Origin of the sequence: Pseudomonas sp. JAI115 (genome assembly GCF_014200835.1) — a bacterium.
In the GTDB taxonomy this organism is placed as follows: Bacteria; Pseudomonadota; Gammaproteobacteria; order Pseudomonadales; family Pseudomonadaceae; genus Aquipseudomonas; species Aquipseudomonas putida_A.
This window is the reverse complement of the sequence record NZ_JACHCY010000009.1, coordinates 54158-66531: the sequence shown is the minus strand read 5'-3', so window position 1 is coordinate 66531 and position 12374 is coordinate 54158. Positions and strand designations below refer to the sequence as shown.

At 62.1% G+C, this 12374-nt stretch carries 9 protein-coding genes; all 9 read right to left on the bottom strand.

All coding sequences use genetic code 11. The features are described 5' to 3' along the window. Window position 1: 1 nt before the first annotated feature. Entirely contained in the window at window positions 2-1999 is a 1998-nt protein-coding gene (gene pgaB / locus HDC30_RS19665) for a poly-beta-1,6-N-acetyl-D-glucosamine N-deacetylase PgaB (protein WP_183784489.1), read from the bottom strand. Between the two features lie 12 nt (window positions 2000-2011). Further along, on the bottom strand, window positions 2012-4495 hold the full coding sequence (gene pgaA, locus HDC30_RS19660; protein ID WP_183784487.1) for a poly-beta-1,6 N-acetyl-D-glucosamine export porin PgaA: 2484 nt from the start codon (window positions 4493-4495) through the stop codon (window positions 2012-2014). Between the two features lie 247 nt (window positions 4496-4742). Beyond that, the gene (locus HDC30_RS19655; protein WP_096796921.1) at window positions 4743-6248 is read right to left on the bottom strand and encodes a YdgA family protein; all 1506 of its coding nucleotides are present in this window, start codon (window positions 6246-6248) and stop codon (window positions 4743-4745) included. A gap of 247 nt (window positions 6249-6495) precedes the next feature. Beyond that, complete coding sequence (locus HDC30_RS19650; protein ID WP_025113416.1) at window positions 6496-7131, bottom strand: hypothetical protein; 636 nt, start codon at window positions 7129-7131, stop codon at window positions 6496-6498. Between the two features lie 93 nt (window positions 7132-7224). Continuing rightward, window positions 7225-8667, bottom strand: coding sequence for an efflux transporter outer membrane subunit (locus tag HDC30_RS19645; RefSeq protein WP_183784485.1), 1443 nt, complete (start codon window positions 8665-8667; stop codon window positions 7225-7227). Then, window positions 8664-9551 carry an HlyD family secretion protein gene (locus tag HDC30_RS19640; protein ID WP_183784482.1) on the bottom strand — a complete coding sequence of 296 codons (888 nt, stop codon included), beginning with the start codon at window positions 9549-9551 and terminating at the stop codon, window positions 8664-8666. The genes HDC30_RS19645 and HDC30_RS19640 overlap by 4 nt, the downstream gene beginning before the upstream one ends. Next, window positions 9548-9757: a DUF1656 domain-containing protein gene (locus HDC30_RS19635; protein WP_027611129.1), complete on the bottom strand. Its 210-nt coding sequence runs from the start codon at window positions 9755-9757 to the stop codon at window positions 9548-9550. Before HDC30_RS19635 ends, HDC30_RS19640 begins: the two co-directional genes overlap by 4 nt. After that, window positions 9754-11817: an FUSC family protein gene (locus tag HDC30_RS19630; protein ID WP_183784480.1), complete on the bottom strand. Its 2064-nt coding sequence runs from the start codon at window positions 11815-11817 to the stop codon at window positions 9754-9756. Before HDC30_RS19630 ends, HDC30_RS19635 begins: the two co-directional genes overlap by 4 nt. Continuing rightward, the gene (locus HDC30_RS19625) at window positions 11814-12242 is read right to left on the bottom strand and encodes a MarR family winged helix-turn-helix transcriptional regulator (RefSeq protein ID WP_007961473.1); all 429 of its coding nucleotides are present in this window, start codon (window positions 12240-12242) and stop codon (window positions 11814-11816) included. Before HDC30_RS19625 ends, HDC30_RS19630 begins: the two co-directional genes overlap by 4 nt. Window positions 12243-12374: the final 132 nt, after the last annotated feature.

The window sequence follows — 12374 nt, the reverse complement described above, 5'->3', positions numbered from 1 at the left end:
GTCATGGGTTCCATTTGTTGGAGAGCGCAGGCCTTACGGTTTTCAGGTCCGGCAGGTTGTCGAGGAAGTTGTCCGGGTAGTAACCGAAACTGGTCGCACCCTGACGCTTGAGCCGGCCCATCCAGTCGGCCAGTTGGGCGCCATCGATGTCGGCCTGATCCTTTTTCGTCCAGTCGCGGGCCTGCAGTTCGAACACCGTGCGATCCAGCGCGCCGGGGCGCTGTTTGATCTTCGCCACCAGTTGTTCGAGCCACGGGCCGGATTGCGCCTGGGTCTGTTTTTCCATCAGCGGCATGGCCATCGGCGCCGTCCAGTCGTAGGTCACGAGGAAGTCGTCGAGGTTCTGCGCAAACCAGGCTTCGCTCTCAGGATTGAGCACCGGTTCGGCGAAGAGGTTGCGTGCGGTCAGCACCTGCGGGCCACGGATCGCACGCACCTTGGCAGTCAGTTCGTTGGTGAAATCGATCAGGTATTTACTCTTGAAGCGCGTCCAGCGCTGCATCGCCGCCGGATCATCGCGCAGGGCGGCGATCGAACCCGGCAAACCGTGCGCCGTATAGGCTTTCAAGGCCTCCGGACTGGCGTCTTCGAAGTCCGAGAGCACCGTGTCGTCGTGATAAAGGATGCCGTCGACCGAGGTCAGACGCGCCACGTCTTCGTAGATTTCACCGATGATCCGCCGTACTTGCGGATCGAATGGCGACAGGCGTTGATACTGGCCCGGATCGACCGAGGTGCTGCCGGTCTTCGGATCCCAGCGCGTAACACGCGGCAGCTTCGAATCGAGGCCGAAACTCAGCACCGGCATCCACGCGAACACTTTCACGTGCGCCCGAGTGCGCAGTTGCCAGGCAACGCGATCGAAAATGTCGGCGCGCACCGGCAGATGACGGTTAGGGAAGTACAGCGAGTGCACCAGCCCGTCGCCCTTCGGATCGGCGAAGGCCTGCAGGAACACGGTGTTGGCGCCCATGTCGGCCATGCGCTGGATCAGCTTGCCAAGGTTGATTTCCTGCTGCGCCGGATCCGGGTCATAAACGTTGTCGAGATCGACGTGCACCACACGCATGGCGAAATCCGACTGCACGCCAACGATGCTGTTGGCGAAATGCTCGCCGTCAGGATCGGAGGCCACCAGGAAACGCGGGCTGCTCATCAGGTTGTCGAGGGCGTCGAGACCGTCGTCCAGGGTCAGGGCCATTTCGTAGCCCTGCTCGCCGACCACGGTCAGCGAAGTGCCGTCCGCCGTGCCGTATGGCCAGACCCAGACACGCGGTTTTTTGCCGGTGACCTTGCGGATTTTTTCCGAGATGGCCGCGACGTCATTGCGTATTCGGGCACGGAACTCTTCTTCGGATTCGTAGCGTTTGGTGAGCGGATCGTAGCGACGCGTCGCCGCCGCCGGCTGCAGGTTGCCCTGCGGGTTGGCAAGAACGCCTTTGTGGTTGGCGTCGGTGTGCGCGGCGATTTCCACCAGCCCCGATCGCGAAATCTCGCGCACCTGATCCCAGGTCAGGAAGTCGGAGCGTGCGCGGGGTGCACCGGCAAAATCCACCGGTTGATTGAGCGGGGTGTCGATCCAGGTGCCGACCGGTGCCAGCAAGGCGTGCCAGTTGTAAGCACGCAGCACCGGCAACACGCGGGTATAGAAGCTTGAATAACCGTCGTCGAAGCTGAGCAGGATCGCTTTGGCTGGCAGTTCCGGGCCGCTCTTGCGCGCGGCCATGATCTGGTCGACGGTGACTGGTTGATAGCCGTTCTCGCGCAGCCACGCGAGCTGCTCGATCATGCGCTCGGTGCGCACCGCCACCACCGCCTGATCGGGGTCACGGTCTTCGACGTCGTGATAGGCGATGCCCAGCACGTGGTTTTTCGGCCACGGTTTTTCATTGGCCGCCACCGGACGTTGCGACGGCGGCGCGAAGGCCGGGGCTTGCTGGGCGCAGGCGCTGATCAGCAGCACTCCCAGCAGAAGGATGAAACGCGTCATCAAAGGCATCTTCAAACTCTTCTAGAAGCGGAAAGTGAGGTCGACAAGCAGACGCAGATCGGTCTCCCGATCACCGTCGTAGGGCCGGTTGATCACACTGAACAAGCCGCCCACCTCGAACACGTCGTTCCAGGCATAACGCTGACCGTAGCCGAGCATCGCCATGCCGCCGGTGCCGTGATCACGTTGGCTGTAGGTGCCCGCACCCGCCTGGAATTGCTGGCTCCAGGATGTTTCGTAGCGGTGGTAAAGCACATGGTTGACGTTGACCGTCGGCATCACGCTGAAGTCCGACTTCGGGTTGAAGTACGGCACGTCATCGGATTTCGAGTTGTGGCTGGTGCCGACTTCCAGACCGGCATCGACCTGCACGTTCGGCGCGCTGTAGACACCCTCGCGCCCGGTGAGCAAGGCCTCGAGGCGGTTGTTGCCATCACTGAAGTGCGACGGGCTGACCGACAGCCGCCACTCGCGGCTCTCGTTGGCGCGCCAGCGGATGAACGCGTTGCCGCCGTTGGCCTTGATGTCGCTGTTGAGCGCACGCAACGGCGTCTCGGCCGACAGATAGGCGAAGCTGCCGCCGTACTGCCAGTTATCGTTGATGTCGCGGGCAATCGCGATGCGCGCGCCCTGCTTGGCGCCATAACCGTAATTGTGGTTGGAGACCTCGGCTTCCAGGCTCATGTCGCGGGTACGACGTTCCAGGCCCACGCGCTGGAAACGGTCGGTACCGGTGCCTTCGGCGAAGTCGCCGGTGGCATAACCGGCGCCAACGAACACCCGCCAGTCTTCATCGATCGGCGGGCTGTACAGGGTGCTCTGGATGCCGAAATCGCGGCTGCCACTGACCGCGCCCGCACCGCCGCTGCCGCCGCCCCCATTGGCCTTGCCACCGTAGGCTTCGACGCGCAATTCGGACATGTCGTGCACTTCGCGCTCGCGGGCCGCGCGTTGCACCTGGCGGTTGTCGGGAAAACGCGCGACCACGTCATCGGTCAGCGCATCCATTTGCCGCCATTCCTGCAGGGTCATCGCGGTGCGCGCCTGAGCCAGTTCCAGGCCCATGTCGCGCGGGGCCATGCTTTCGGTTTCCTTGAGCTGGTTTTCAGCGCGGCGTGGCCACTGTCGGGCCAGGTACAGATCGGCCTGGGCCAGACGCAAACCGAGGTTGCCCGGGGCCTGATCGACCAATGTCTGCAGGCGCTCCTCGCCGTGCGGCAGGTCAGAGCCGTAGGTACCGGCCTGCGCCGCGAGCTGCTGGGCGTCCATCCATTCGTCGTTGGGGTTGCCGATCGGCAAGCCCTTGAGTTCGACGCGCGGCTTCTGGGTCTTGGCCAGATCCTCGGCGACTTTGCGCGCTTCATCGGCGCGGTCGCTTTCCAGCAGCGAGTAGTACAACGCGGTGGTGTCTTCGAGACGATCACCGACATCAGCGTCGGGGGCCGACAGCACCTGGCGATACAGGTCAGTGGAGACTTCCGGCTGGCGCTGATCCAGATACGACGCCGCCACCCAGCGCAAGGCGTAGGTCGGAATCTTCACGCCTTCGCTTTGCAGCTTCTGATATTCATTGATCACGTCGGCGGTGCGCGCCCGGGCCTTGAGTGCGCCCATGCGGTCGATGCGCCAGCGAATCACGTCATCGTGGGCGCTGGCGTCCGGGGTCCAGGTGGCGAGCAATTTGTCGTAATCGGCCAACGCACGGTCGGCGATCACGTAGCGTTCTTTTTCGCTGCGGGTGGCGAGTTCGGCCAGACGCACCCGTTCGGCAGCCAGATCGCCTTCGAGACGGCGCAAGGTCACCGGGTCGATCAGCCCCGGACGTTGATTGGCCAGACGCAGCGCCGGTTCCGGCAGCCGCGCCTTTTGCAGGGCGACCACATATTCACGGGCAACGTCCGGCTTGCTGCCGGCACGCATGAACGCCTGATCGTATTCAAACAGTGCGTCGTACTGCTTGCCGGCGCGGGTCAGGGCATAGCCCAGTGCGAGACGGCGTGAGGGATCGTCGGGTTTGGCGGCAACCAGAGCCTTGGCGCGGGTCACGGCTTCGTCGGGTTTACCCGAGTCAGCCTGAGTCAGCGCCAGCCCCAGTTGCAGGTCAGCGTTGTCCGGCTCCAGCGCCAGCGCCTTGTTGTAAACCTGGGTCGCCTGCTCCCAACGCTTGAGGTTGCGATAGGCGCGTGCGGTGGCGGTCAGTGCCTGCACCGGCAGCACCCGGTCACGGCCCTGGGTCTCATAGACCTGCACCACCTCGGCATCGAGGCCGGCCCAACTGGCGATTTGCAGGTGATCGCTGATCTGGCCGGTGGTCGATTGCCCCGGTGGCACCTGGCGCAGCACGTTCAGCGCAGGCGTGGTCTGCCCGGCACGGGCATCACGCACCATCTGATCATAGGGCGTATCGGCAAACGCCAGTGCCGGCCAGAGCAACTGGCTGCACAGCGCAACGCGAAACAACGGGCGTAAACCACGATGTAAAACAGGAACATCAATACGCGGCATTCGTCAGCATCCTTACATGGCCAGCCGGGTCGCAATGCCCCCCTTGCCCATTCGTAACGGAGACCGAGTCAAAAGAGACCCAGCCAAGCTTAGTCAGGCAGTCTTGCATGCAAGCGTAGTCGAATATCCAGAACGCAATAATTGTTCAGAATCGCGGTGCCGGCTGAGACGAAAACCCGAACACCAGACAGCAAAACGCCCGGCGTCTGGGGATCAGAGGCCGGGCGTTGCTATTAAGAGCGCAGGATTACTGCACTTGCGTGACGCCAGCGAACTTGCTCATCAGGAAGCCGACGAACTGCTCGACGGTCATCTTCTGGCCGTTGAACTCCACCTGATTGGCGGCGTAATGCAGCTTGGTCACGACGTTGGTGCCCTCGACGGTCGCCAACTGCGAACCGACGGCCATGCCGGAGAACATGTCAGCACCGGCGCTGGCCTGGTCGACGATGGCTTTGGCGTCAGTCTGACCGTCGAGCTGCGCTTGCACGCTGAGCAGATCGATCAGCATCGGCTTGGACACCTGAATGTTCAGGTCCAGCAGCGCGACCAACTGTTTACCCAGTTGATCCGGCGGCAGATCCATCGACTGTGGCTTGGTCAGATCAATCACCAGGCTGGCGCGGCTTTCACCGTTGGCGGTTTTCAGCGACAGGTTTTCCAGCGCGATCTGTGGACTGGCGGCCAGCAGTTTCTGCAGGTCAGCCTTGACCTGTGCCGACTCGGCCTCGGTCAGGTTCAGTTCAGGTGCCGGCAGGCCGGCTTCGGCAGCGGCCGCCGCTTCCTTCTCGTACGGCTGCAATTTGGTCTGGTAGATCTGCATCAGCGACATGGTCGACGGGATGTCGAGGTTCTTCAGGCTCATGGCCATGTTGGCCGAACCGATTTTCTTGTCGTTGAGGGTGACTTCACCCACCTTGTAGTCAGCGCGGCCCGAGGCATTGCTGCCGCTCTCTTCGGTGAGGTTCTTCATTTCGAAGTTCTTCACGCCGAGCACCGACTGCTTGGGACCAAAGGTGGTTTTGCTGTTGGTCAGCTCCAGGGTGTTTTCCCCGGTGTAGTAGCCGTAGCTGCTCTTGGTGAGGTTGCTGGCCAGGGTCAGACCGTTGAGTTCGACCTGCACCGGCGCCTGATCCTGCGACACGGTGACCAGTTTCAGGTTATCCATGTAGCCGTCAGCCTTGACCTTCTGCGCCTGGGCACTGGCGGAGATGTTCATGGTCAGGCCGGAGAATTTCAGGCTCGACTGCTCGTCCAGCGCGGTTTCCAGCGGCAGCAACTCCAAGCTGCTGGTGGTGGATTCGTCGTAGCCGATGTTGGTCACACCTTTAAGCGGCGCGGCGCCCTTGGTGGCGGCAAACCATTTTTCGGTGGCCGGGCTCTTTTCCAGCTCGTAATTGCTGGTGGCCATGACCGGCAGCCACTTCAGCGATACCAGGCGCGAGAACGGCAGCGGGCCGTGCTCGATGTGGTCGACGAACAGCAACTCGACCGGCTGGTCACCGAACATCTCGCCTTCGCCCTTGAGACGGTAGTGCGCGGTGCTGGTGAAGGTGTGCCGCTCCAGCGACACCAGCTCCAGCGACGCGGTGCCATTGGAGCCGGCCATCGCGGTCTGCAGCTCTTTGTTGGCGTTGCTGACGGCGTTATTCAGCACGCCTTCAATCTTGGTCCCGGTGTACCAGGCCCCGCCGGCGCTGATCGCACCGATGGCAACAACAATCCCGAGAAGCACGCCTGCTGATTTATTCATGAATGACCTGATCAATGTCCGTGGCTGAAAATGTGGTCGTCTTCCCTGAACCCGTGACCGGGTCGCGGCTCGACTCCGCTGAAATTAGCGGTGGAGATTAGCACTGGCAGCGCGAGGCGGCCCAATGTTTAAAGGTTAAAGAGTGTCTATGGACACGCGCAAAAGCAAAAAGATCGCAGCCTTCGGCAGCTCCTGCAAAGGAATGCGTTTCCTGTAGGAGCTGCCGAAGGCTGCGATCTTTTGCTTTTCAGGAATACTGAACCTCGATCTCATCCAGCTGATGATCAAAGCTCTTCAACCGCGCCGTCCAGGTATACACCAGCACTTCAAAGTCGCGATCGATCACCGCCCCGCCCGGCCCATCCGCCCGGGGGTCACAGAAATCCAGCTGATAGCGCTCGCGGGCCATGGCCGTGGCGACATCCGACAGTTCGCGGGCATTGTTGAGCCAGTGCCAGCCTTCATCGGCAATCTGCTTGTCGAGCTCCAGACACTGCTTTTTCAGGGCTTCGAGGCTTTTTTCCAGCGGCGTGCCGGTGAGTTCGCCCATGACTTCGGCGAAGGTCCGTCCCGGTTGCCAATAGCTGCCCCAGAAGTAGCGGTCGAACACGGTTTCGACCCGGCGCAGGGCGACTTTGGTGTCCCAGATCAGCACCAGGGTCTTGCCTTGTTCAAGCTGTCTTTTCTTGACTCGCTGCACCTGGATCGACGCCCAGGCCACGACGACAATTGCCATCACCGCGATCAACGCCGTGGCGCTGTCGAGGAAGACCATGGCCTTGTCGATCTGATGGGCCAGCATGATGCCGTAGAAATAGGTGGCCGATAGCAGCACCAGCGCTACCAGGGCGCACCAGAAGCCGAGAGCGTAAGGGTTTTTCATTATTGGTTTCCCCTAGACCAGCGCTAGCAATGTGCGCTGAAAGGGTGCGTTGCACGTGGCACCCCTTCAACACTTCAAAGCATAGCAACGGCTTCAGGGTTTGCTGGCGCTTGAGGCTTGCGTTCGTCCGCTTTCCCAACCACCACCAAGGGCGAGGAATAAATCGATCTGGCTCATGGCGACCTGGGTGTTGGCGGCGGCCAGTTGCGCAGTGACGTCGGTGTAGGTGCGGGTCGCCTGCAGGTCGGCGAGGAACGACTCGCGCCCGGCCTGGAAGAAGCGGTGGGTCTGGTCCGCCGCCAGTTTCGCCGACTGCTCGGCATCGGCCAGAGCGTCGCGGCGTTGCAGCAGCGCGCTGTACTGGGCCAGACCGGTCTGGGTTTCGCGGATGGCGTTGAGCACCACGCCGTCGAAATGCGCCAGTGCGGCCTGGGTGTTGGCCTCGGCTTCACGGATCCGCGCACGGGCGCCGTTGGTCGGCACCTTCCAGCTCAACGACGGTCCGAAGCCCCAGCGGTTGGTCGACGGATCGCCCAAGTCGTCAATAAGACCGACGGTGCCGATGGTCGCGCCGATGCTGATGTCCGGGTACAGCTCGCCCGTGGCGACGCCGATGCCCGCTGTCGAGGCCGCCAAGCGACGTTCCGCCTGACGGATATCGGGACGACGCTTGAGCAGCGCCGCACCGTCGCCCACCGGCACCAGTTGGGCAATTTTCGGCAGTTCGGCACAAGTGGCGGTACCGGCCGGCAATTGCTCGACCGGTTTGGCCAGCAGCATCGACAGGCGGAACAACCCGGCCTGACGCGCTGCCTCATAGCGCGGCAGGTCGGCGCGCAACGACTTGAATTGGGTTTGCGAACGGGTGACCTGGGTCTCATCACCACGCCCGGCATCGCGCAGACGCTGGATCAGCGTGGTGCTCTGCGATTGCAGGTCGAGGGAATGCTGGGCAATTTCCCGCTCTTCGTTGGCCGCGCACACCTGGGTGTAGGCGCGAACCACGTCGGCCACCAAAGTGATGCGTGCGGTGTCAGCCGCTGCTTGAGTCGCATCGGCGTTAGCCTTCGCGCCTTCGATACCGCGTTGCAGGGTGCCCCATAGATCGAACTGATAAGACGCGCTGATGCCAATATCGCCGACGTTGTCGACCGGGACTTTTTCCGGCAGCAAGAACGCCTGCCCGGATTCCTGCAAACGCTGCGCGCCCATCTTCACGCCTGCGCTCCAGCCACCCGCCGCTTCAGCCTCATCGACTTGCGCGCGAGCCCGTTGAAGGTTCGCCGCCGCTACGCGCAAATCGGTGTTGGACGCCATGGCCTGCTGCACCAGTTGATCCAGACGTGGATCCTTATAAAGCCGCCACCAATCCGCCGGCACCGGCGCCGACACCACCGGTTTGCCCTCCACCGCCAGTTCGCCCTGAAAGTCCTTGCGCTGCACCGCGGCGTCAGCGGGCAGCTGATAGTCCGGCCCGACCATCTGACAGGCCGAGAGCATCAAGCCCAACCCGGCGATTATCAGGGCCTTGTTCATTGCGCGGGCTCCTGCGTTTTGTCGTCGATGATCGACACGGTCGCGGTACGCCCGGCGATCATGCGGAAGTCTTCCGGCACCTCGTCAAAGGCGATGCGCACCGGAATCCGTTGTGCCAGGCGCACCCAGCTGAACGCCGGGTTGACGTTCGGCAGCAGGTTGTTGCCGCTGGTGCGGTCACGGTCTTCGATACCGGCGACGATGCTTTCGACATGCCCACGCAGCCTGGCCTTGTCGCCGATCACGCGGATATCCACCGACTGCCCGACATGAATGCCGTCGAGTTTGGTTTCTTCGAAATAGCCGTCGATGTGGAACGAGTTGCTGTCGACCACCGACAACACCGGACGCCCGGCGGTGACGAATTCCTGCACCCGGGGCGCACGGTCGTTGACGTAGCCGTCCACCGGGCTGCGGATCACCGAGCGATCCAGGTTGAGCTGCGCGCTGTCCACCGTCACCAGCGCTTCGGCCAGCGCCGATTGCGCCCGGGCGACTTTCGACTGGCTTTCTTCCAGTTGCTCGGCCGGCACCAGGTTGCCCAGGCCACGGTTACGCTTGGCTTCGCGCTGCGCCTGGGCCAGGGTTTCCTCGCGATCGGCAACCGCCGCTTTAGCCTGACGCAGAGCCAGTTTGAAGCGGTCCTGATCGATGCTGAACAACACCTGACCACGTTTGATCAACTGGTTGTCCTTGACCTCGACCTGCTGGATCAGCCCGGACACGTCCGGAGCGATCTGGATGATGTCGGCGCGGATGTGGCCGTCGCGGGTCCACGGCGCAAACATGTAATACATCACCATGCGCCAGACGAGGACGACGGCAAAAGTCACGATCAGCAGGGTCAGGATCACGCGACCGATAGTCAGAAACGGTTTTTTCATGTCATCAGGTATCGACTGAGTGAGTCCACGCCGTACAGCAGCACGGCGTAGAGGGCCACGTTGAACAATGCCCGGTGCCAGACCAGACGGTAAAAGTGCAGGCGCGTGAGCACGCCGTGCACCAGCAAAAACAACACATAGGTGATGCCCATCAGCACCAGCAGGGTGGGCAGGAAAATCCCGCTGATATCCAGATCACCGATCATAGGGGCGCTCCATCGGGCAGCGGTTCTTCGGCATCGCTGGTGCTGACGAATTCCACGCCGGGCAGCAGCGCCAGGCGCAAACCGCTCAAGGCATGCAACAGGTTTAGCCGGGTTTCTTCGTCGCCGTGGCCTTTGAGCGCACGGCGGGCGCGATCCATGGTCATCAATAAAGGACTCGGTGCCGGCAAGCGTTCGCCGGCCTTCAGACACGCGCGAAAATACTCGCCGACCTCAGCCACCACTTGCTGCAGCAGGGCCTTCGGCGCGCCGCTGACCCGTGGCGTGTAAGCCAGCAGATCGAGCAGGTTCAGGCCGACGCGCACTTCACGCATGGCAATCCCGGTGTCTTGGCCGGTCATGGCCAGACGCGGCAAGTGCTGCATCAAACGGTCGAGCAACTGCACGCCCAGATGCCGATGTTCGGCCAGATTGGCCGGCTCGGTCATGCGCACGATGTCTTTCCAGCTGAAGCGGGTCAGACGTTTGGCGGCCAGCTCGACGCCGAACGGGCGGGCGATCAGGGTCCAGATGAACGCGAACAACAGGCCCAGAGGGCCGGCCAGGTTGGAGTTCACAAAGGCGAAGAAGTCCGCGTCGTAGGCGCCCTGAATGCTGATGAACGACGAGGTGTTGACCAGCGTCAGGAGCATGCCGAGGAAGAACCGTGGCTGCACCGTCAGGGTGCCGACACAGATGAACGGAACCGCAAACGCCAGTACCAGCATCGGAAAATCGTGCAGGTTCGGCAGAATCAGAAACAGATAGAGACTGGCGAACAGCACCGACATCCCGGTCCAGAAAAAGAACCGGTAGATCTGCGGTGCCGGGTCGTCCATCGAGGCGAAGAAACTGCACGCTACCGCCGCCAGAATCACCGCGCTGCCACCGTCCGGCCAGCCGAGCAGAATCCACAGCACCGAAGCGACGATGATCGCCAGAACGGTCGAGGCCACCGAATACAGCATCATCCCGCGGTCGAGAAATGGCGTCAGCCGCCCGAGGCGCCAGTGCCGGTAAACCGCGCGCCAGCTGTCCTGGCGCTCGCAGAGAATCGCGTCCTGCAAACTGCGGCAGTCCTGCCACAGATCGATGAATTCGCCGAGGCGATAAATCGCGTTGGAGAACAGCAATTGCTTGCGATCTTCCAGCGCCTCGCAGCTTGGCTGCAGGGTCTGCAGCTGATCCTTGAGTGCCTGCCAACGCGCCAGATCGGCGTCGTTATGGCCGAGCCACTCCTGGGTCGCGGTCAGCAGCGGGGCAAACTTTTCCACCAGTTCCGGTGTGCGCCGTTCAAGCGCGTAGAGCGAATCTTCCAGAGCGTCGATCACCGGCAGCAGGTGGATCATCCGCCCGCGCAGTTCCTTGGTGTTGCGCACGGTTTGCGGCCGGGCGCCTTCGTGGGGCAACTGGCCGATCATCAATTCGAGGCTGTTGAAATTGGCGACCATGGCCATGCGCAGCGTGGCGATCTGTTCAGGCTGCACGTCGCGGCTGAGAAACTTCAGGCTGTAGGTGGTGGCGTCAGCGAACCACTTGCCCACCGCGTCGTTGAACACCGGCGCCAGACGCCGTGGCCAGAACATCGCGCCGACCACCGCCGCCACAGCGATGCCGAGAAAAATCTCTTCGGTGCGCGCCTCCGCCACGTCCCACACCGCCAGCGGGTTATCCACGGTCGGCAAAGCGATCAGCGGCAGAGTGTAGCCGGCCAGCATCAGCGCGTAGTTATTGGCGGTACGCAGGTGCAGCGACAGGAACAGCAAAATCCCCGTCCACAAGGCAATCACCACCACCAACACGTACGGACTCTGCACGAACATCGGCACGAACAGCACTGCCGCCGCCGCTCCGAGAAAAGTGCCGATGGCGCGGTACAGCGCCTTGGAGCTGGTCGGCCCGAGAAACGGGCTGGAGACGATGTACACCGTGGCCATCGCCCAATACGGACGCGGCATTTGCATGAGCAAGGCGATGTACAGCGCAATCATCGACGCTGCAAAGGTACGAACCCCGTAAAACCAGTCACGGGCAGGCGGGATGCCAGAGAAAAAACCGTTCAAGAATTGATCACCACAGGCGGATTGGCCGCCTCAAAAGCTCGCAGTACCCGAAGCGTAGCTTCCAGATCACTCTGGTCGATGCCTTCGAGCACTTCATGACGCAGACGCACCAGTTCGATCTCCACCGCTTGCACCAGTTCACGGCCGGTGTCGGTCAGGCTCAGGCACTTGGCCCGACGATCCTGCGCATCTTCGGTGCGGCAGACGTAGCCGGCGTGGCACAACTGATCGAGCAGGCGCACCAGCGACGGACTCTCCATCCCGGCTGCCTGCGCCACCTGCACCTGACGCACACCCTCGCCCAACCGCCCGATCATCAACAACGGCACGGCGCAGGCTTCGGAGATTCCATAGTTGACCAACGTGGTCTGGCAGATCTTCCGCCAATGCCTGGCGGCCACCACCATGGCACTGCTGATGTTCATCTGGAGAGCGTCGAGGGAATTCGCCACGGGAAAATGCACACTGTTAGTTTGCTAACTATCAATATCGCATTGGCGGGGAATTTCAGTCAAGTTTTGAAACAAATAGGTTGTCAGGGGAGAAAAAAACGCCGA

Coding starts and splice junctions, on each gene's coding strand:
- HDC30_RS19640 (WP_183784482.1), bottom strand. CDS start 9,551: ATGAAAAAACCGTTTCTGACTATCGGTCGCGTGATCCTGACCCTGCTG.
- HDC30_RS19635 (WP_027611129.1), bottom strand. CDS start 9,757: ATGATCGGTGATCTGGATATCAGCGGGATTTTCCTGCCCACCCTGCTG.
- HDC30_RS19625 (WP_007961473.1), bottom strand. CDS start 12,242: ATGAACATCAGCAGTGCCATGGTGGTGGCCGCCAGGCATTGGCGGAAG.
- pgaA (WP_183784487.1), bottom strand. CDS start 4,495: ATGCCGCGTATTGATGTTCCTGTTTTACATCGTGGTTTACGCCCGTTG.
- HDC30_RS19645 (WP_183784485.1), bottom strand. CDS start 8,667: ATGAACAAGGCCCTGATAATCGCCGGGTTGGGCTTGATGCTCTCGGCC.
- HDC30_RS19655 (WP_096796921.1), bottom strand. CDS start 6,248: ATGAATAAATCAGCAGGCGTGCTTCTCGGGATTGTTGTTGCCATCGGT.
- HDC30_RS19650 (WP_025113416.1), bottom strand. CDS start 7,131: ATGAAAAACCCTTACGCTCTCGGCTTCTGGTGCGCCCTGGTAGCGCTG.
- pgaB (WP_183784489.1), bottom strand. CDS start 1,999: ATGCCTTTGATGACGCGTTTCATCCTTCTGCTGGGAGTGCTGCTGATC.